The sequence below is a fragment of the Streptomyces sp. NPDC017991 genome, from assembly GCF_044328075.1.
Taxonomy (GTDB): Bacteria; Actinomycetota; Actinomycetes; order Streptomycetales; family Streptomycetaceae; genus Streptomyces.
The window spans coordinates 41,605-61,185 of sequence record NZ_JBIRGP010000020.1; the positions used below are offsets into that span (position 1 = coordinate 41,605).

Sequence of the window (19,581 nt, forward strand, 5' to 3'; positions counted from 1 at the left end):
CGAACTCAGCCGACGCGCGTTTCCGGAGCCGGAGGTGTTCTTGGGCGGCCAGCCGGCCTCGGTCGAGACGGCAGTAGGCGGGAGAGAGCGCGGTCAGTGCATTGCTGCTTTTCTATGTGGTGCACACATTCACTCGTTGGGGGACTCCGTTGCCAGCGGGATACCGCACCGCCAGCAGGCGTTCACGTGGTCGTCCTGGCAGACGTAGCGGATGGCGCCATCCACGCACCATTCGGCGGCCTCCTCGGACAGCAGGTCGGGTCCGGCAAGGAGCAGCCGACGAAATTCCGTGGTGTCCGCAATGTCGGCCGGCCGGTTGGTGAACCACTCGTCGAACCAAGGCTCGTCCCGGTGTATGCGCCAGTGCGCATTCTCCCGGTCGTCGACAGCCGTAAGGAACCGATCGACGATGCGCCCCCAACTCGGTGCTCCGAACCAGCCGTTGTCGGACGCGCAGAAAGATTCGATCAGGGTTCGCAGGCCGAACTCCTTCTCGCTAAGGCAGTACCTTCGCCCCCATGACATCGCGACCTGTGCCATCCCCGCGAGTTCTACGCGCGGATCAACCTCGTGTGCCGGGTCGTCAGGGTTGTGGCAGGCCAGCCCGAGCTCGAGAACAGACTGCCCGGTCGGTAGAACCCGGGACGGGTTGACGATCGCGAGACCGAGACCGATCCAGTCGACATGGTCGAACGACAGCATCGAGCGCACGAGTCGGGTGGTTGCCGTGTTGATCCGCATCATTGTGCCGTCGTGAAGCGGACTCTTCCCGGCATGCCAGTTCTCAACGGGTGTGTTGCGCCATACGGCGAGCGTGATGCGGGTGGCAGCGAGCCACAGCAGGGCGTCGTCGTCGAGGTGCCCGAACCGCTTGGCACACTCCTGGGCGCCGTAGGTGATCAACTCTTCCGGTTTCGGCCACCTGTGGCTGTCGGGCTGTTCAGGCCCTTCAGGCGCGTACTCGTAGCCGTCGGCGTACTCGTCGAGGATCGCGCTCAACTCGGCTGCACTGTAGGCCTCGCTGTACTCGGAGCTGTCCGGCTCCTCGACGGTGTACATGTCGTGGTCCCAGGAGACGTACACGTCGCCCCAGAGCACGACGTCATCGCACTCGCTGGCGTTGTCCGTCACAACCGGCCTGATGATGATCGGGGCAGTACGCCCGTCAGTTCGCTGGCCGTCCTTATCGGCGGCCCATGCGGTGATGACCCCGAGCGGCTTCGGAAGGAGAGGACCGACCTCGGTGATACTGAACGGCTCGTCGTCGTCATCAGTGTCGAACCGGCTGTTGACGAACGCGACCGCCTCAGAGGGCGTGCTGACGATGGACTGGCTACCACTCTCGTTGTCAACTACACGCCACAACGCCCTGTTCTTCACGGTGCTCTCCGATCGCGGTGAGTGCACCCGGGGCGGGTGCGATGCGCCGGGTCGCTCGGCACTGACACCAACTTATGGGCTGTTCAACCCATCCGTAGTCCCGAAGGTGCTTGTCGGCGATAACGTTCGGTACGTTCGCGTGCAACCTGCTTTTCGCGACCGCGGCCACACATCAGAGTCCAACGGCGCAGGAGGCGAAGATGGCGCTGAACAAGAAGGGTTCCCGGTGCATAACCGTTGACGGGATCGAGTACCGCTGGCGGATCCGCAGGAAGCCCTCCTACAAGCAGGGACTCTGCTGGACACCACTGACCTATGCGGTTGAAGCAGCCAGCGGCAGTCAGCCGGGCACGACCTTGATCGTCACCAGCGGCCAGGCCCATCCCAGCAACTGGGTGGGCGTCGAGACGGAGCCCATCCGCCCAGCCCACGTTGCTGCCAGCATCCGAGAAGCACGGGACCGAGGCTGGAAACCAACCAAGGCCGGATCTCCTTTCCAGCTCAACCGATCCGCAGGGTTCATCACCCAACCATGAGACAAAACGAACAAAAAGAGTCCATATTGGTCGAACTGTCGCAGAGGCTCCAGGCCTGGTTCGCCGAGCATGAGGAACGCCTGCAATCCTGCGGAATCACAGGTGCGGTCCAGCAGTCGCCCGAGGACGGCCGAACCAAGAACAGCACCTGGATGACGCTCGAAAACGATGACTTCGTCGCCGTGCTCATCGTCTGGAGTAGCGGGGAAGCCGAGCTTGAGTACGGGGACATGGCAACAGGCCAGGTCCGACGACAGCACCGGGATCTCTGCACCTTCCAGGACCTCCTCGACGCCATCGAGACCATCCACGAATGGATCCGCATAAAGGGCGAGCCGTCCGTGGAAGGGTGACCTCCGGCGAGTTCGAGAAAGCCTGGGCCAAGTTCCTTGACAGATTACAACCCGACCCCGCCGACCTCTCGGTGTTCCGAGGGCTTCTTGGCATCATCGCGACATGACCCCGACCCTTCCCCGCACTGTCCGAGCCGTCGGCACCGCTCAGCTCCTGGACCTGGCCCAGGAGGCCGCCATGCATGGCTTCAGCCAGCGGCTCCCGGTCGACTGGCTACGAGAGCACCTCGCCGCAGAGGCGACGCACTACTTGTTCCCGACACTCGTGCAGCGGCTCACGCACCGTCCCGAGGTGCCGCTGCAGTGGAGGTGCCAGCAACTGCTGACCGTCAGTACCGGCGAACAGATCTGGGGTCTCCTCGACGTCCTTCCCGACACCTTCGACAAGATCCCGGAGACCTTGGACATGGAGTCCAAGAAGGACGTCGTCAACCGCATCGAGCAAGCAGTGAAGGTGCGGGAGTGGATGGGAACGGACGGCCGCCGATGCAGGTTCATGAGGTCCGGCGCAGCCGGCTGGACAGTCTGAGGAAATGACACCGATCTGAGACGGCCGCCTGCCGACACGTCGTGAGACTGGAGGGGAACGTCCAGCTCATAGCGTCGGCGCATGACACCGAAAGTGAGAACCTACAACTCAGTCTCCCCTCGATGGTTCAAGGAGCGGCGCAGCGGCACGTCACGTGGAGCTTTCGCTGACATCCGGGCGTGCGGTCTCCTGTTTCTGTCTAGGCTGGTCGGTTGTGAGTGACACTTCCCAACCTGCCGCGGTAACCAATGATTTGAGCCATCTCACCCCGACGGTCTCTGCCGTCGACGATGCGGATCCCGAGCTGGTGGCCATCGGAGAGCGCTACTGGGCCTTGGCCGGGTTCCACCCCGCTCTTGGCGCTCCCGACTGGTGCGAAAAGGCTGCTGACATCGACAGTCAGGGCTGGGGGAAGCCGCTGTATGTGGTTGCAGCTGCCGGGGTGCGGGCCACCGTCGCTGACCATGCTTGTCCCCAGTGCGGGGGCCCGGCCACTCTGACCAGCCGTACGGCTCTGACGCAGGTGTGCAACGGGCAGGTCCCGCCCTGTGTGGAATGCACCGACTCCCTGCAAACCGCTGTGCAAGCGGTCCTGGATCCGCGGCGGAAGGCGAAGCGGGACATCGCTCGAAAGCAGGCAGAAGAACAACGGGTCATTACCGAAGCCCGCGCTGAGTGGACGGCCATGCAGCGGCAGTCCATGGCCGTGAACTATGCGTTCCGGTTCAATGCAGAGGCCGACCTGAAGCGACCGGTGCGCGAGATGCTCGCCGCTCTGGCACTTTTGCGCTACGCCCCCTCCACGACGCAGATCTGCAACATTGGTGACTGGCCCAGCCCTCTGCACCCCGACCGGGACAAGGTGCCGAGCCTGCTCGGAGAACTCGTACGCAGCGGCCTGATCGCCATTCACCCCCAGAGCCCGGTAGGGGCAGTTGTCTGGGAGTCGGAATCCTTCGAGGCCGCTCTGGCAGCAGCGGGAGGCGACCTTGATGCGGTGGCCGAACCGCAGAAGGATTCAAGCTTCTACCCTCTCCTGGCGCACTACTACGCGCCCTACGGCACCAGTGCCGGCATCGGTGCGACCTTCCTGGACGACGCGCTCAACACAGCACTTGCTCCCGAAAAGCTGACCTCGGGCCGCCAGGACGACCTGCTCACACTCGCCCAGAAGCTTCTGACCGCTGAAGCCGTCCGGTATTTCCAGCACCGGCTCGACGAGGTGAACCTGCCGGCCATCACTGAAACGCACCGGCAACGGCTTGAGGACGCCGCGTCCAAAGCGGCAGCACACCGCCCGCTCGGCGAGCTCTACAATCTGGTCTGGCGTTCCACCCGCGCAGCCGCCGAAGGGGCCCAGAAAAACCCCAGAGCCCCACGCGTCAACATGAGCACCCACGCGGTCAACCAATTCGAGACCCACGCTCACCGTGCAGCAGCCGACAGCAGCTTCGAGATTAAACCGTTCAACGAAGTGACCTCATGCCCACTCGCCGCGATGACCAGGACCCTCCTCTATACCGTCCTCGACCGGTCGCCCATCGAGACGAGCCTGCCGGACATCAAGAACTCCCTGCCCGAGCCGGCCATCGACCCTGGCATCTCGCCTGCCGCGCCGATTACAGACCAGCACTTCGACGATCTCGACGACGTGACGATCACCCTCCACTAGATGGCCGCCAGCCCGGATGCCTGGGACGCCGACGCCGTCCCCCGCGCGCTCGAACGCCTGAACCTGCCCCATCCGGACGCGGACTGGAACGTCGACATCCGAGTCATCCAACGTGCGACCGCCCGCCTCCAGCAGCTCCACGCCCACCTGCTGCCCACCCTTGGGCAACGCCAGAGCGCACTCGCTGTGATGGCTGCCAGCAGCGACCTCCTCACCCACCCCACCACCGACCCGGCGGACCCGGACAGGCCCCGCCCTGTAGGCAAGGTCATCTGGGATGCCCTAGCCGATGGGGTCCTCAACGGCACCGTTGAGCCACCAGAGGACCTAGCAGAAGCAGGACTACACGACGACTGAGCAATGAGAGAACCGCCCCATGCCTGAGCGGGGTCGGCTGGCGTACCGGACCGTGCGGCACGAGAGAGTTGCCCGCTACCTGGCCACCCGCAACCGCGAGGGCTGCGGCACCCGCCGGGACGTCAGCCTGTCACCGGGCAGCCGAAGGGAGAGCTTGCTTCAGACAAGGGATCACCGGTTTTCCCGGTGGACAGGTCCCACAGTGGCACCGGCAGTCAGAACGGGGTTGCCGCCGTGCTTCCAGGGCCTGATGTCCGGCCGGGCACGGGAACTCCGGCCGCCGTCAGCGGCCGCGGTGCCGGGCTGGCATGGATCGGGCCTCTCATCCTGCCCCGTTTCCCTCTCGCGTTTTGCGGGTTGGCGCGTTCCTGTCCGGTGACCCGATAGCCCTGTGGTTGTGTGCTTGTTCTGTCGTACCGAGGGATGAATCAGATGAGTTCCGAGTTCACTGAGACCGATGTTGCTCGCCTGTGTGAGGCGGTGGCGGGCGGGAAACTGTGGCCGGACGCCAAGGTGACCGAGGTGACGCTGTGGGGCGTGCAGGTGGTGCTGGTGTACCGCTGGAACGGCGATGAGCACGCCCGCCGGCAGGCGGCCGGTGTCGGGCCTCTGGACGACTTGTGGCTGCTGGACGCGTTGTTGAAGCTGCCCGTGGGGCGTGCGGTCGCGAGGGCGTCGCTGGCCGGCAGGGATCGTCGCTTGCTGGAGCGGGGCGAGCCGGTCCACGCGTGCGGGCGGCGTGGAGACAGCGTGGAGCGCTGGGCGGTGCCGCCGCTGTCGGTGGAACTGGCGGTGGTGCGCAGCGACCACGCTGGCCTTCGGGCGCTGGATGTGATGCCGTTCGGCGCGTATGCCCCGCAGACGATCTGGCTGAATGCTCCGATGGACGGTTCGGCGGAGCTTCAGGCGGAGGCGGCCCGGTTCAGCACCGGGGTGGTGCATTGGCAGGGCGCGTACGAGCCGCGCGTGCTGGTGCCGGTGCAGCCGCTGGCGGACGTGCACGACACGGCGGCCGGCTGGCAGTTTGCCGAACATGCCTACGCGCGGCTGCTGGGAGATCCTGCGGGGCTGGGGCTGGTCAGTCCTCTTGGGTCGCCCACAGGCTGAGGCTGGCAGGCGGTCCTGGGTCGCGTCGGCTGCGCCATTGGAGGCTGGCGTGTTCGTGGGCTTCGATGGCCTCGTAGCAGCGATCGCGCCACAGGTAGCGGCGGTCGTCGGGTGATGCTTCCTGGAGTTCTTCGGCCCAAGGCAGCCAGGTGGCGAGGTTGTGCTGCTCGGCTTCCCTGACGTCGTCAGGGTCGTCGCTGAACCGCGTGAGTGACTGGCCGTCGCAGACGGTGCAGTCGCAGGGCGGGGGAGTGGTGAAGCCGTAGAGGTGAGCCAGCGCATCCGTGCGGAAGTACTGCATGAGGTCCGGGTGCAGAACGTAGGACTTGGGCCTGCCGCTGCGGTTCGCGTCCGGCTGACCTACTGCGTCGGGCGGTCGGAAAGCGCGGCACGATTTCTGCATGCCGATCGATACAAACGCCGCACCACGGGCGTAGGCGTCGAGGCCGGCAAGCCCGGTGCGGATGAGCGCCGCATCATTGATGTTGTCGATCATGCTTCGCAGCCTCCATGCGGCGCCCCGGTCGGGGAGCGGATCCCCGGCAGAGCCGAAGACCAGCGCCTTCAAATGCGGAACCTTGTTCAGTGCGCCGATCAGAAACCGGACGTCCCTGTCGGACTGCAGCCATTCGGCGGCGAGCGGCACCGTGAAGATGACCTGCGAGGCGTCGAACTGCTGCATGCGGCGGGTCGCTGCGCTGACGGCTACGTCATCCCCTGCGGCGAAGTAGCAGGTTGGGGTGAGGACTGCTGTGGTACCAGCAGCCAGCTGGTCCTGCCCGGGCCGGTCCATGTCGGGCGGCAGGGGGAGCAGTCTTCCTGTGTCGGATCGGGGCTTGACGTAGAAGCTGGCCGCGACTCCGGCGAAGTTCTCCTCATAGTGGGCCGGGTCAGCGAGCACCGGCAGGGTGCCGAGATACCGCAGAGCGTCCTTGACCTCGCTCAGTGCCCCGGCCCCGCAGAGAATCGTCCCGTCGCTGGTGCGGTCGGCCAGAGCAGCGGCTTTCAGCGTGCGGGTGTGCAGGAGTATGCGTCCCCTGAGTGCGGCGACAGTTGGCTGGTCTTGCTCGGATAAATCCGCCCCCCGTTCCATCAACCGCCCACCCCCCATTACGGATCGCAATGTCCTTGTGTCACAGAGTGCAAGGCGCAACTGAGTGCAGCAAGAGGGCGTTTGCGCCGCGCTCGACTACCCGAGTGCCTCACCCCAAGCACAGCGTGACCGTCCCAGTGAAAGACCTCGCCGAGAAGGCCTGACAGCCTTCGAGCCCGCGCAAGCCCCGAACCGGTCGCCCATTTTGGTGCGGGGAACCGGAATGGTCTGCCAAGGCCCGGACGGTGACCAAACCCGGCTGCGGAGAGAAATCGTTCCTGCCGCCCGGGGTGTACCTGGCAGGGTGAGGCGGCGTGTGTCTGCGGCGTGCCGTGCGACCACCTGCGCTTGCCTGGCCGCATGACCTCAATCGTGCACCGCCTTGCCGTGAGCGCCGTACTGGCGCTCGTTCCCCTGAGCCTGAGCAGCCCGGTCCAGGCCGGCGCTGCTCCTGCGGCGCCGGTCCCGCAGCACCGTACGGCTGCCGTGGCGGCTGCGGAGGTGGACTGCCCGGACGGGTATGTCTGCATCTACCCGGAAATCAACTTTGGAGGGCAGCCCTGGGTGAAGCGGGCGGTGGACGGCAGCGTCAAGGACCTGCCCTCCGCGATCCGCGACCGCGGCAGCTCGGTACGCAACAACTCCGGGCGCACCGCCCGCGTCTACGAGAAGCGGGACTACGCCGGACGCTGGGTATGCGTCACCAAGAGCGGCGGCTCCATCCACGACCTGCGCGGCTACAACCTCAACGACACCACCCGCTCCCTGCGCATCAACAACAACGACTGCGGCTGACCCGGCCCAGTACCCGCTGGCCACTTTCAGCGGGCATGGGCTCGTGCTGTTGTGCTGGCAGTCCCTCGGTGCGAAGGTCTGCCAGCAGTAAGCCGGGGCCGTGAGCGCCGCGCGGTTCAACGAACGGCGATCGGGACGACGATCGAGGCCATGGCCGCCACGGCGGTGATGGCGACGGTCATCGGCCCCCGTGCGGCGGGATGGCGGTACGCCAGGTACGCGAGGGCGCCGGGGACGGAGACGAAGGCCAGGGCGACTAGGACGACGACAATCAGGGTGAGCGTGGACACGGCGGGCTTCTCCCGTGAGATTAGAGGCATGCGCGTCTCGCATGCGGCATGGAAGATGGGCAGGCCCCACCCCTTAGGTCGCAGGGTGAAGGCGCGGGCAGTTAGCAGCGCAAGGCGGCTTGTCGTGCGCCGGGTAGAGTCCGTCGGACGTACGGATGGTCCCTGAGCTGTATGTTCAGTGCATGCGAGTAGAGAGCGCTCGGCATCGAGGCCGGTGGCGAACTAGCCGGACAACGCAGCAGCGCGTGACGAGAGTCTCAGCGAGACATGGGTAACCGGGCTCTGTTGAAGGGGGCGTGAGCCCGCATCAGGCGGTCGGGGGAGCGGGGCGTCACTGTGTGGCGCGGCGGGCCTGTTCGGCGGCGAGCCGTCGAGTCTTGCGCCGGACCCGTTCACCGAAGGCTTCCGGGTCGGTGGCACCGGCGACGGCCGCGGCTTCGGTCCAGGTGCCGCCCTCGCCATACGCGTACGCGAGCACCACCTGCTGCTCGGCGGAACTCAGGCCGTGCAGCATCGCGGTGACCCGTTCGTCCGTGAAGTCCCTGACTGTCACCTGGTCCAGCACATTGACGTCGGCGGCGACTACGTCGTACAGCGACAGCCCGTCGCCAAGTGCCGCATCCAGCGAGGGCACCCGCCCGTGCCGGGTGCGACGCTGCCAGAGCGGCACCAGCTGCCGGTTGCGGGAGGCACTGCGGACCGCGCTGGTTGGGGACTGGAGCGATGCCTTGTATGACACCGGCTATCTGCCGGCGACCGCTCTCGGCGCGCTGAAGGCGGAGGCCCCGGGACACAGTGGCCCACGCCCGCGCCATCGTCAGGCCGCGCGTCCGTTCTCGCCCTGCGGCGGGCCCGCCGCAGGGCGAGAACGGACAACGTGCGCGATGATCGGCGGGGCCGTGCGCGGCCCCGCCGATCACAGGGAAGGCCCCGGCGGCAGCCGCGGGCAGCGACATGACGTACTGGTCGGGGTGCCGCGGGCCGGAGGGGTGGTCATTACCCGAGGCCAAGAACGGCCAGCGTCGTGAGTCCCAGGGTCATGGAGATGGCGAAGGCGCCCCCTGCGGACAGGATCGCTTCGGGCAGCGAGGCTCCGGTGGTATGGGTGAGGATGCCGGCGCCGGTGGCCACGATGGAGGAGACCAGGGCGCAGATCACGACCAGCAGTACCTTGACGCCGAACGTCGGGGTGGTTTTCAACGGTCCGGATGACCTTTCCGGTGGCCGGACCTGGGGCACGTAGCGCTCAGCCCGACCACCACGTTGCGTACGTGGGATCTTGCTGAGGCCGTGCTGACGTTCACTGGTCTCGATGCCGTGCCAAGGCGGTCCTGTGGCTGTTCATCCCGGTCTGCTGGTTCGGTACTGGTTCACGGGCTCAACGAGTAAGTTTGCGCGGCATCAGTGACGCGCTTGCGATAAATAGCCACCAGTGGACATCAGATGAGGCTCAAGCCCGCTTCGGGGCGCCTTGTTGTCGGCCGACCCGGGGCACGTCAGGGTCCCGAGCTCGTATGTCTGTGTGCTGCGACCCTAGCCGAAGTGACAGACCCCAACACCCCGAACACGCAGACCTGTTCGGCGGTCCCTGACACCACGACCCGGGGCGCTGGCTATTTGCCCTTGGCGAGCTGGTCGACGCGCGGGATGGACAGGCCGGTCTTCTCGGAGATCTTGGCGAGGGTGAGGGTCTGCCTGAGTTCGAGTACTGCCTGCTGCCGGACGGCCTTGGCCTGCGTCATGGGTTCGGCGATGGCCTTGGTGAGGGCGTCCTGGAGATCGCGTGCGGCCTTCTCCCTGGCGACGGGATCGGCGATGGCCCCGATGGCGGCGAGCGCCTCGGTAACGGCGGAGGTGCTGATCAGGTCGGTCGGCTTGATGGTCATGAGACGACTGTAGAGGATATTGAAGATCCTTTTCTAGGGGCCCTTGACGGATTTCTAGAGGCCCTATAAATTGGAGGCATCGCAAGACGGAAAGACACCTTGAGAACTCAACAGAGGAGCCGGGAATGACGAACGAGATCCCCGCCGTGACCGTCGAGATCACCCGCTACGCGGTATCCCTCCACGGAGAGGGCGGGGTGTTCGCATCGATCAACGTCGAGCAGCAGCGCGGCAGCGGACGCTGGGCCATCAAGATGGACAACGACATCATGGACGCCGCCCACGACTGGTCCTACGTACCGCCCGCGTCCGAGCGTGACGACGAGTGGGTCGAGGCGCACCTGTTCGATCACGACACTGCGCTTGAGATGGCAAAGAAGGAAGTCGAACGGCAGGTACGCGAGGCGTGACAGGCGGTGGGGTTCCTCCCGAGGCAAGCGGGAGGAACCCCACTCCTGTATGACACGCACCCAACCCACAGGCCAGGAGAACCCAGCAGTCCGGAACCGGCCGGACGGCGACCTATTCCTCCATCACGAAGGGGGCACCATGGACACCAACTCGACCTTCGCCGCCTATGGCGTCCACATCCCCGTCAACGGTTCCGCCTGGCAGGAAACGGACCGGGTCGAACAGGAACTCGCCGCGCTCACCGACTGCCCCGACGTCAGCTACATGGCCGGCGGCGACGACACGCAGGAGCAGCTGTTCCTCGTCACCTACCGCCAGTACGTCCCGCCCGGCACGCACGTCAGCGCCGACGCCACGCCCGAGCACCGCTCAGTGTGGGATGCACAGATCGCGAGGGCGATAACGGCGCTCAGCTTCAGCGACTTGCCCGGCCTGCACGACCCGTCCTGGCTGTGGATCACCGAGGTCTCCTGACCGCGCGAGAGCTGCGGCCACACCGCCCCGGCACCGCAATCGCCGGGGCATTTGGCGTCGGAACCGAAGCTGTGTCCGTGCGGGCCGCCCAGGACGATCAGTGTGCTCAGGCATTGCCCCACGCTTCGAGGAAGCGCTGGCGGCCGTCATCCTGATGTGGCAGACGACTGGCGAGCAGGACATGCCAGGCGGTGCTCTCTGCGTCGCGCAGCCACAATCGCCCGATGTACCGAGGGCTGGCTTGGGTGAACGTGTCACGCGCCAGTGCGCCCCCGATCACCTCGGCTACAGCCTCGCGCTGCTGGTCGGAGAGTTCTCCCAGGAAGCTGAGTACGCGGTCGGCGATGCCCGCTTCGTTGCTTTCGATCAGGCGGTCGAAGAATGGGCCACCCGCATTGGCGGGGTCGATGTCAAGAGCGGCATCCCCTCCCGCCTGCCCCAGGGCATACCAGAAATCGCGACCCTCGGGCGTGCCTGGCAGCGGAAGTGCGGCGAAGAGGTCGGCCAGATGGCCGTTGGCCGCCTGATTGTAGGAGACGTCGCAGGCTGCCGCAGAGGCGATCTCCGCAACCTGCCCGGTGTTCAGTCCTTCGCTCTCCGGCCAGTCGAGCGGGGTGTTGAGGTGCCGGACAAGGTGCCGGGCCAGTTCATCGTCCTTGTCCGCGAAGCGCCTGACGATCACGTGTTCCCCCACTTCCGTGCCAGATGTCTGGCGTACGAGACGGCTCTGCCCGCTCATCAGTCTGCCCAACTGGCCGGTGTAGCAACGGAGTACGCGGACAACGTCTGGGAAACGCCCGCGCCGAAGCCGCCTGCTTTCAGGAGCGCGTTGTTGAACCGCACGGTCGGCCAGCTGTCCAAGCACCGATGGGAAGCCTGGAGATGCCCCGCCTCGGCTTCCATCAGGCGTTGCCGAGCCCTGCGTACGCCCAGCAGCGGATGGGCCGGGTGACCCGCCGCGCAGGGGCACGGTGTGGGGCTTCTACTCTCTGCGCGCGAGGTCCTCGGGGGTCGGCTGGTACCGGATCTCGTGGGGGTGACCGCTGTAGTTGACGGTCACCGTGTGCTGCAGCACGTCGTCTTCGGCGTCGTAGAAGACCTGCTCGATCACCAGGCACGCCCGATCGGTGGAGATACCGAAGTCCTGCGCCTCCTGGTCGCTCACGCTGCGAGCCATGGAGCCGGTGGTCACCCGCACCGTGCCCGGGGGCGCGTTCGGAGGCAGCTCCGGTGTGGCGTTCGGAGGGAGCCAGTCCATCTCGCCTTGCTCTGACATGGCTACATGTCCTCCTTGCGCTGATCGACGGGCCCAGCGGGCGGCTCGGGGCGTTCGGGAAATTCGGTGTCTGGTCTGCCGACGTACCACTCGATGTAGCGGCGCAGCTCCGCGGAGCGGTCGGTGCTCTTGTGTGCGGTGGCGGTCTCGAAGTCCTTCCATAGCTGGTCGTCGATGCCGCGTACGCCGCGCAGTTTCTCCTTGTGCTGATTAGCCATGAAGGAATCTTCCACGGGTGGTTGACCACCCGTCAAGGGTGCGCCAAACTAGAGGTGGTTAGCCACCCGGTATCAGGGAGGACGCATGGCGCAGCAGTGGTGGATCTGTGGCAAGCAGCACATGAACGAGGTGGCTGGCGCGAACGGCCACACCCTCGCCTGGAAGCGGCTGCCGCGTCCGTCGAAGAAGCACGCCCTCGTCTTCGAAGGCACGTGCAACGACTGCGGTGCGACGGTCTGCATCGACCGGTACGCCTCCAGCACCACCGGCATCCGCGACGCCCGCAACGATGCCTGCTCCGGGCCTGGCACCGTCGTCCTGACGGAGATCGAGCAGGAGTGCGCCAGCGAGTTGTTCGCCGACGTGGTCGGCGAGTACGTCCAGGCCCTCGCCGACGCCAGCATCGTCTACACCCGTCCGAAGGTGCCGTTCCGCAACCCGCTCGCCCCGAAGGGCGAGTGCGGCCTGATGAGCCGGGACGGCTACACCTGCACCCGCCGCCTCAACAAGCGCGGTACCCACAACATGAACGGCGTCGGCAGCGGCCCCGACCACGTCGGCACCCACCCCGACGACGACTTCACGATGCCGTTCAGCGACGACGACCTGCTCCTGGCCTGACCTGCCCCGCCCGGCACCTCAAGGCCGGACCCCTCGTCACCCCGGGTACTGCTGCCTCCGAAGTGGAGAGAGACCATGCCCAAGACCACCACGGCCTCCGTAACGATGACCGTCGAGCGGCTCGCGCAGCAGGGTCGTACGGCGTGACGGGCGCGATCCGCTCGGGCTCGCCGCGGCCGTGCCCGAGCTCGCCGGGCGGGTCCAGGCCGTGAAGTTCGACGCGGACACCGGCCGCCTGGACGTCGCCCCGACGCTCCCGCGTACGGCACGAAGCTGCGCTGGAGCGCGACCAAGCTGATTGCGGCGGCCAGTACAGAGGTACCGGGCGCGAATGTGCGCAGCCTCAACGTCCTCGCGCCCGCCACCGCGAAGGCCGACCCCGCCACGGCGGCCGCCGAACCGGGCCCGCAGCCAGCCGCGCCCACCGGACCGGAGCGCACCCGGGAGACCGCCTCCGATGGATACCGCCGTGCGCTCGCTGCGCACCAGGAGGCGGCGCCGCACAGGGTGGACCGCTCCACAGCGGACGCGGTGGAGCAGCAGACCGCCGCGATGTGCGCGCTCAGCGCCCAGGCGTTTCCCGAGACCGTCGTACCGGACGAGTAGCCGGCCCCGATCGAGGCGGGACGCGACCCAGCGCCGCCCAGGAGTGCGAGAAGGCCCGGCTCGCCGCGCTGCGCCGTGCGCGCCAGAAGCGGGCCGGACCGACGACGCAGGTTGTCGGGTTTGAGCAGACGGCGTGAACAATGCGAATGTCACCACACGGCCGCTGATCCGGCTGAGCCAATGCGATAACTCTGATTCATGTTGCTGCAATCGTGGCGTCTCGTCAGCTTCAAGAGCGCTTTGCCTTATATACCGACCACAGGCGACTTGCCTGGATGATGCATTTTGTTCCTCGACTGGAAAACGCTGCTGCTCGACAGTCCTAGCGCGCGGCCACGCCCTTGCTCCGATGCATTGAGGCGGCTTCCTGCTGCTCGAAGCGCTACCGCATGGCGATGTGATCAAGCCATTTACACAACCAGAAATACATTCACACGGAAACCGGTTGCCTTGGGGGCTACATCAACTTAGGGTCATCGGCGTACTGCTGAGCGTGTCTGTCGAGGGCGGGATGTTTCATGTCGCAGGTTGCCAAGTCGTATGCGTCGCCTATCGAGAGCAATGATGGCGAGAGCACCGTCGCGCTCTTAAGCCAGTCATGACGGGGCAGAGCCAAGCGGATGCAGACGGGGCGGACGCCAGCGGAAAGCGGGGTGCCCAAGGGTGCTTAGGCAGGCTGTTGGCCGCGCTCCCGCAGCGCGGACCGCAGCGGCTTTTCGCCTGGGTGCTTCTGGTGAATTGGTTCGGTGTTGCCCTACTGCTCACCTCCTCCGTCCTGTACTTCACACGCGTTGCGCACCTGTCAGCCGCTGAGGTGGGTGTGGGTCTGACGGTGGCAGGGCTCATCGGGATGACTGCCGGTATCCCCGTGGGCGACTTGGCTGATCGGCGGGACCCAGGCACGGTGCTGCGGGCCACGATGCTGGTACAGGCCCTCGCCACCTTCGCCTACCTGTTCGTGCACAACTTCATCGCGTTCGTAGTGATCTCAGTGGTGGACCTGCTCGCGATGAGCGCATCACTGGCCACCGCAGGGGCGCTGACGCGGAGAGTAGGCGGGCATGATCTCGCCGAGGCCACCCGATACCGCGCGATCACCCGGGTGATCATGAATGTCGCAGTCTCCTTCGGCTCGGTGGCCTCCGCAGTCGCTATCGGCCTAGACACCCCGGACGCCTACCGGGCGCTGCTGCTCGGCAACGCGCTCACTTATGTACTGGCTTTGCTGATCGCCAGGCGGCTGCCGCGCTACGCGCCGCTGCCCAAGCCAGCGAAGAGCAAGCGCTGGACGGCCGTTCGTGACGTGCCGTTTCTTGCAGCTACCGCCCTCAACGGTGCCATGACCTTGCAAATGTCAGTGCTGATGCTGCCTCTACCGCTATGGGTGGTCGACCATACGCACGCGCCTCGGTGGACCGCCTCCGTAGCCCTGGTGATCAACGCGATCATCGTCGCGCTGCTGCAGGTGCACATCGGCAAGAAGGTTCCGACTCTGCGTCAGGGCGGGCGCGCGCTGCGCCGGGCCGGACTGTACTTCCTGGTGAGCTGCTCTGCGATTGGGTTGGCGGCAGGACTGCCGACGTGGGCAGCATTCGCGGTGCTGTGCGGTGCCGTCATTGTGCACTCGGTCGGCGAGCTGTGGCACGCCTCTGCCACCTTCACCCTGGAGTTCGGCCTGCCCCCTGCGCATGCGCAGGGCCAATACCAGGGACTGGCCGGCATCGGCAGGGACGCGGCCCGAGCCGCGGCGCCAGCAATCCTGGTCGGCGCCGTACTGGGCGCGGGGCGCGGGGGATGGATTTGGCTGGGCATCTTTCTCGCACTCGCTGGCCTGCTGGGTCCGGCCGTCACGCGTTGGGGCGAGCGCACCCGACCGCCCGATGCAGAAAATCCCAGTCCGGATGTGACCCCGGGGCGTACGCCGGAAATGAAAAGCTAATCAGGGACAGAGCGGTCGCGAGCCGGTGTTCCCTCAGATGTTCGTTGCACCCCGACCTTACCTGCGTCTCCGTAAATAACTGGTATCCGCATAGGGCAACTTTGACGTGCGCTGATTTCCTCATTTGAGTCAACCTGCCCATTTCTGGGTCTGCAGAAACAGGGCCAGCTACAGCATGGGGTCGACCAAAAAAATCCGAGCAATGATGCCTCGCCGCAAAAAATGCGCACGCCATATCCCCACACGCAATGGGGATGAATCCAATTCCATGTTTGAAGAAACCAGCAGCCCCCCAGCCGCCGATTCCGCCTGCGTGTTTCACTTTCAAGCGAAGGAATGCATACACGTGTCCATAGAATGGCCCGACATTAAACCAACACTGTCCGGGGACCGACGTTCACTCGACGGGATCCAGGGCGTCTACGAACAGATAACCGACGCCGCGGCGCGTCATTCCGCCGAACTCGCTGTCATACACGGCGACACTGCAGTTACCTACGAAGAGCTCATGAGCCGCGTCCTTGAACTGCAACACCGCTTCCAGTCGCTCGATCTCCTGCCGGACTCCGCGATCATCGTTCAGCTCCCGCGTGGCATCGAATACATCGTCGCAGTGCTCGCGACTCTGGCACACGACTGTCACTTCGTGCCGGTCGCGGAGGGCGAGCCGGAGACGCGAGTCACGGAGATCGCCGGTCGTACCCATGCCGCGGCCCGCGTGAGGCTCTCGCCCTCGGGACAGTCCGTCGTCTCGCGCCTGAGCGACGCGGATCCGCTTCAGCGAGAAGCGCCGGGGCTCGCGTACATCCTGCACACGTCGGGAAGCACAGGCCGGCCCAAGGGCGCGGCGCTCTCGATGACCGCGCTCACCAATCTCCTGAGCTGGTACGGCGAGCAGCTGTCTCTCACTCCCGATGCCCGCTTCGCGCAGCTCTCGCGCCCGTCCTTCGACTTCTCCATCCCCGAGATCTTCCTGCCTCTCGTGCACGGCGCCCGGATGATCATTCCTCCGCGTCCTATCGACAGCGGCCTGATTCAGGTCACGGAATACCTGATCGAGCAGGGCGTAACGACGCTTCAGCTCGTGCCCACACTGCTGCGGCCGTTTGTGAACCTCCTGGACGCTGTTCCACCCATGGCGGACCGCCTGAAGTCCATCTCGACCATCGTCTGCAACGGCGAGGCCCTTCCTGATCCACTCCGACAGGACGTGTCGCGGGTACTCCCGACTGCGACCCTCGTCAACTCCTATGGGCCCACCGAGGCATGTGTCGCGGTCACCTGGCACCGATGCTCCAAACAGCAAGAGACTCTGCCGAACATCATCGGAACGCCGATGCCCAACGTGGACCTGTACGTCATGTCCGCAGACCTCGAACAAGTTCCCACCGGAACCATCGGCGAACTGTGGATTGGAGGCGCCCAGGTCGCGGACGGCTACATCGGCGCCCCGGCGGAGACACAGCGTTCGTTCTACGTGCGCCCAGGAGATGGAGGAAAGCAGCCCGCGGACCAGGTGTATCGCACCGGTGACCTCGTACGTGCGCTGGACGACGGGAACCTGGAGTTCATCGGGCGCCGCGATCGGCAGGTGCAATTGCGGGGCGTACGGGTCGAGATCGGCGAGATCGAGGCCGCAGTCAAGGAAATAGGTCTGTGTGACGAGTGTCGGGTCACCGCAGTCCCCGGGCCGGCGGATGCAACTGCGGACGCGCTGGAATGCTTCGTCACCCCCGCCACGGTCGACATCGACAAGTTGGAACGGCAGATTCAGTCGCGCCTGCCGAAGGACCGGTGGCCTCGTCGCTTCCACGCCTTAGCCGCCCTGCCAGCCACCGCGAACGGAAAGGTCAACGAAGCGGCGCTGCTGGCCATGGCACAGCACTCGGGGCCGATGGCGGATCCCGTTGCCATCGCTGACGAGCACGTCAAGCGGGAGGCGCACCACACACCCACGGCCGAATCTGCGGAGGACGTACTCAGAGCGACTCTGGCAGGGTTGATCGGTCGCCTGCCGGCCGCGGACGAAACCTTGGGCAACCTCGGACTCGACTCGCTGGGACAACTTGAACTGCAGGTCGCCACGGCTGACCGTGGCTACGTCCTGTCCGCGGAGCTCTGCTCCATGGGGGCGGCCACTATCGGTGGACTCGCCGCCGGCATGAGCAGGACCGAGCGCACGTCTGGGGCTCCCGGGATGGTCGGCCGTACCGGCGCAGATCTGGTGGCGTGCAAAGACGAGTTGAGGCGAGTCTTTGACCAGGCATGTGAAGGCGGTGCCGAGTTCCTCGTGGTGCAGGCTTCGCTGCCGGACTTCAAGAACGTCTCACCGCACGATGCAATCTCCATGCTGCTGTCCGAGATCGACCGCGTCTCCCAGCGGGTCACCGTGGCGCTGCCGGCCTACACCCTGTCCTTCATCGGTACCCGGACGGTGGATCTCAAGCGTAATCCCTCCGAATCCGGCATGGCTGCCACTCATGTGATGAAGGCGCTCGGGGGCCGCCGGACCCGGCACCCGGTGTACTCGTTCGTGGTCGTCGGCCCTGACGCGCAGGCGTTCGCGGACATCGACTGGAGCGAGCGGTCGACCTTCGGGGATGACTCCATCTTCGGGTGGTTCTCGGCAAGAAACACGAAATACATCCTTCTCGCCACCCATGCATACGCCCAGGTGCACAGGTCCGAGCACCTGGCCGGAGTCCCGTACCAGTCCCATGTGTACGTGGAGGGCACGATCACCGATGACGTGGGCGCGAGGCAGGGCGGCGCCTACGTCTATGCGAGAGACGTTCCGGACAGTCGCGACGCCCAGGTCCTCGGAGTGAACACGGCCAGCATCTTCGACCTGGGCGGGCACGCGGTTTCCCGACGGAATCTGGGCATGTGCGAGGCCGCCGTCATCAATGTGCGGGCATTCGAGGAGATCTCCGTACCGGCGCTCCGCAATAACCCATACGCGCTGCTGCAGCCAGGCCTGCTCGCGGCCGCCCAGGCGCTGGTCGAGGAACGCGCACTCGAGGAGAAGGCCGGTCGACAGATCTGCCGCAACCAGGACGCAACCAAGGAGGAAGTATGAATCGGACATCCAACAGTGAATTCGACATGCTGACCGGCGCGCCGTACGGGGTCGTTGACGCCTGCGTCTCTGGCAGCCTGCAGGGCAACCCGGCGGCGGTCGTGCAACTCGACCGCGAGCTGCCGGATTCGACCCTGCTGCGACTTGCGCGACTGCTGGACGAGCCTGTCACCACGTTCCTGACCCAGCGAGCCGACTTAAGTAGCTACGACCTCCGATGGTTCACCCGGAACTGCGAATTACGCATCTGCGGCCACGCCACACTGGCTGCCAGTGCATGGCTGCTGGGGCGGCTGGGTGACGGCCACTCCGTGGAATGGCACACCAGGGCCGGCGTACTGACAGCCGATCAGGCCGACGGGAAGGTGCGGGTGAGTTTCCCCGAGACGACGCTGCACTCTATGGACTCTGAGACAGCACAACAACTGGCGGCTGCGCTGGGGATGGAGCCCAAAGAGTGCTACGTCGCGGGGGACGACTATCTCGCCGTACTGGACGAGGGCGAGAAGGTGATGGGCTTCAAGCCGAACATAGCCGCCATCGAGCGCCTGGCATGCCGTGGGGTGATCGTGACCGCGGAGTACCCGTCAGTGGTCGGCGAGGAGCTGGGCTACGACATCGTTTCCCGCATGTTCGCGCCGAGGATCGCGATACCCGAGGACGAGGTCTGCGTTTCGGCGCACTTAGCGTTATATCCGTTCTGGACCCAGCGGTTGGGACGTCAGAAACTGAAGGCCCTGCAGCCCTCTCCTCGTGGCGGAGCGCTGGAGCTCGAATCTCGCACTCGGGGGCGTGTTTCCGTCACCAGCGAGTGCCGCGTAAACACAAGTGAAATATGGGGACCCGAAGAGGGCAGCTCCGTACGGGCGTCCGTCTGATCGCACCAACGTGACTGATTCGAATACGACGCTAGATGCTCTTGAGAGCGCGCCCACTGCTTCAAACCAGGTGGAGGTAG

Annotated in this window: 22 protein-coding genes and 1 pseudogene; 14 read left to right on the forward strand and 9 right to left on the reverse strand. The window is 65.7% G+C overall.

From position 1 onward, the window contains the following. Nucleotides 1-129: 129 nt before the first annotated feature. Complete coding sequence (locus tag ACH4DZ_RS41000; RefSeq protein WP_398294301.1) at nt 130-1,380, reverse strand: hypothetical protein; 1,251 nt, start codon at nt 1,378-1,380, stop codon at nt 130-132. A gap of 200 nt (nt 1,381-1,580) precedes the next feature. On the opposite strand from ACH4DZ_RS41000, the gene ACH4DZ_RS41005 reads away from it, so the two are divergent. The 6 genes and pseudogenes from ACH4DZ_RS41005 (at nt 1,581) to ACH4DZ_RS41030 (ending at nt 5,934) form a co-directional block, all read left to right on the forward strand. Continuing rightward, nucleotides 1,581-1,916 (forward strand): hypothetical protein, encoded by a 336-nt coding sequence (locus ACH4DZ_RS41005; RefSeq protein WP_398294303.1) that lies wholly within the window; start codon nt 1,581-1,583, stop codon nt 1,914-1,916. Then, nucleotides 1,913-2,269 carry a hypothetical protein gene (locus ACH4DZ_RS41010; RefSeq protein WP_398294305.1) on the forward strand — a complete coding sequence of 119 codons (357 nt, stop codon included), beginning with the start codon at nt 1,913-1,915 and terminating at the stop codon, nt 2,267-2,269. The genes ACH4DZ_RS41005 and ACH4DZ_RS41010 overlap by 4 nt, the downstream gene beginning before the upstream one ends. Before the next feature lie 103 nt (nt 2,270-2,372). After that, a pseudogene (locus ACH4DZ_RS41015) lies at nt 2,373-2,769 on the forward strand (hypothetical protein). A 243-nt stretch (nt 2,770-3,012) separates the two neighbouring features. After that, a complete protein-coding gene (locus ACH4DZ_RS41020) occupies nt 3,013-4,470 on the forward strand; it encodes a hypothetical protein (RefSeq protein WP_398294307.1) in 1,458 nt (485 codons plus the stop codon). Then, nucleotides 4,471-4,827, forward strand: a complete 357-nt coding sequence (locus ACH4DZ_RS41025) for a hypothetical protein (RefSeq protein ID WP_398294309.1) — start codon at nt 4,471-4,473, stop codon at nt 4,825-4,827. It abuts the gene before it with no gap. Nucleotides 4,828-5,259: 432 nt separating this feature from the next. Further along, entirely contained in the window at nt 5,260-5,934 is a 675-nt protein-coding gene (locus tag ACH4DZ_RS41030; protein WP_398294311.1) for a hypothetical protein, read from the forward strand. Here ACH4DZ_RS41030 and ACH4DZ_RS41035 read toward each other — a convergent pair. Further along, complete coding sequence (locus ACH4DZ_RS41035; RefSeq protein ID WP_398294313.1) at nt 5,906-7,027, reverse strand: hypothetical protein; 1,122 nt, start codon at nt 7,025-7,027, stop codon at nt 5,906-5,908. The genes ACH4DZ_RS41030 and ACH4DZ_RS41035 overlap by 29 nt on opposite strands. Before the next feature lie 360 nt (nt 7,028-7,387). Here ACH4DZ_RS41035 and ACH4DZ_RS41040 point away from each other — a divergent pair, with 360 nt between their 5' ends. Continuing rightward, the gene (locus tag ACH4DZ_RS41040) at nt 7,388-7,822 is read left to right on the forward strand and encodes a peptidase inhibitor family I36 protein (protein ID WP_398294315.1); all 435 of its coding nucleotides are present in this window, start codon (nt 7,388-7,390) and stop codon (nt 7,820-7,822) included. Between the two features lie 116 nt (nt 7,823-7,938). Here the strand turns inward: ACH4DZ_RS41040 and ACH4DZ_RS41045 are convergent, their stop codons facing one another. The 4 genes from ACH4DZ_RS41045 to ACH4DZ_RS41060 all read right to left on the reverse strand — a co-directional run bounded on the left by ACH4DZ_RS41045 (nt 7,939) and on the right by ACH4DZ_RS41060 (nt 9,998). Continuing rightward, nucleotides 7,939-8,112: a hypothetical protein gene (locus ACH4DZ_RS41045; protein WP_398294317.1), complete on the reverse strand. Its 174-nt coding sequence runs from the start codon at nt 8,110-8,112 to the stop codon at nt 7,939-7,941. Between the two features lie 331 nt (nt 8,113-8,443). Continuing rightward, the gene (locus ACH4DZ_RS41050; RefSeq protein ID WP_398294319.1) at nt 8,444-8,851 is read right to left on the reverse strand and encodes a hypothetical protein; all 408 of its coding nucleotides are present in this window, start codon (nt 8,849-8,851) and stop codon (nt 8,444-8,446) included. 257 nt (nt 8,852-9,108) lie between these two features. Next, entirely contained in the window at nt 9,109-9,312 is a 204-nt protein-coding gene (locus tag ACH4DZ_RS41055) for a hypothetical protein (RefSeq protein WP_398294321.1), read from the reverse strand. A gap of 413 nt (nt 9,313-9,725) precedes the next feature. Further along, the gene (locus ACH4DZ_RS41060) at nt 9,726-9,998 is read right to left on the reverse strand and encodes a hypothetical protein (protein ID WP_398294323.1); all 273 of its coding nucleotides are present in this window, start codon (nt 9,996-9,998) and stop codon (nt 9,726-9,728) included. A gap of 125 nt (nt 9,999-10,123) precedes the next feature. Between ACH4DZ_RS41060 and ACH4DZ_RS41065 the strand changes: the two genes are divergently transcribed. Both ACH4DZ_RS41065 and ACH4DZ_RS41070 read left to right on the forward strand, forming a co-directional pair. Then, nucleotides 10,124-10,408, forward strand: a complete 285-nt coding sequence (locus tag ACH4DZ_RS41065; RefSeq protein ID WP_398294325.1) for a hypothetical protein — start codon at nt 10,124-10,126, stop codon at nt 10,406-10,408. Nucleotides 10,409-10,547: 139 nt separating this feature from the next. Next, entirely contained in the window at nt 10,548-10,883 is a 336-nt protein-coding gene (locus ACH4DZ_RS41070; protein ID WP_398294327.1) for a hypothetical protein, read from the forward strand. Between the two features lie 106 nt (nt 10,884-10,989). On the opposite strand, the gene ACH4DZ_RS41075 is transcribed toward ACH4DZ_RS41070, so the two are convergent. From ACH4DZ_RS41075 to ACH4DZ_RS41085, 3 genes are all read right to left on the reverse strand, one after another. Then, on the reverse strand, nt 10,990-11,565 hold the full coding sequence (locus tag ACH4DZ_RS41075) for a hypothetical protein (RefSeq protein WP_398294329.1): 576 nt from the start codon (nt 11,563-11,565) through the stop codon (nt 10,990-10,992). 300 nt (nt 11,566-11,865) lie between these two features. Then, entirely contained in the window at nt 11,866-12,159 is a 294-nt protein-coding gene (locus ACH4DZ_RS41080) for a UTRA domain-containing protein (RefSeq protein ID WP_398294331.1), read from the reverse strand. A 2-nt stretch (nt 12,160-12,161) separates the two neighbouring features. Beyond that, on the reverse strand, nt 12,162-12,377 hold the full coding sequence (locus tag ACH4DZ_RS41085) for a hypothetical protein (RefSeq protein ID WP_398294333.1): 216 nt from the start codon (nt 12,375-12,377) through the stop codon (nt 12,162-12,164). Between the two features lie 85 nt (nt 12,378-12,462). Between ACH4DZ_RS41085 and ACH4DZ_RS41090 the strand changes: the two genes are divergently transcribed. From ACH4DZ_RS41090 to ACH4DZ_RS41110, 5 genes are all read left to right on the forward strand, one after another. Beyond that, nucleotides 12,463-12,999 (forward strand): hypothetical protein, encoded by a 537-nt coding sequence (locus ACH4DZ_RS41090; protein ID WP_398294335.1) that lies wholly within the window; start codon nt 12,463-12,465, stop codon nt 12,997-12,999. 333 nt (nt 13,000-13,332) lie between these two features. Beyond that, on the forward strand, nt 13,333-13,605 hold the full coding sequence (locus ACH4DZ_RS41095; RefSeq protein WP_398294337.1) for a hypothetical protein: 273 nt from the start codon (nt 13,333-13,335) through the stop codon (nt 13,603-13,605). 679 nt (nt 13,606-14,284) lie between these two features. Next, nucleotides 14,285-15,544: an MFS transporter gene (locus tag ACH4DZ_RS41100; RefSeq protein WP_398294339.1), complete on the forward strand. Its 1,260-nt coding sequence runs from the start codon at nt 14,285-14,287 to the stop codon at nt 15,542-15,544. 202 nt (nt 15,545-15,746) lie between these two features. Continuing rightward, a complete protein-coding gene (locus ACH4DZ_RS41105; protein ID WP_398294341.1) occupies nt 15,747-18,623 on the forward strand; it encodes an AMP-binding protein in 2,877 nt (958 codons plus the stop codon). Next, nucleotides 18,620-19,501, forward strand: a complete 882-nt coding sequence (locus tag ACH4DZ_RS41110; RefSeq protein ID WP_398294343.1) for a PhzF family phenazine biosynthesis protein — start codon at nt 18,620-18,622, stop codon at nt 19,499-19,501. Before ACH4DZ_RS41105 ends, ACH4DZ_RS41110 begins: the two co-directional genes overlap by 4 nt. The last annotated feature ends 80 nt before the right edge of the window (nt 19,502-19,581 follow it).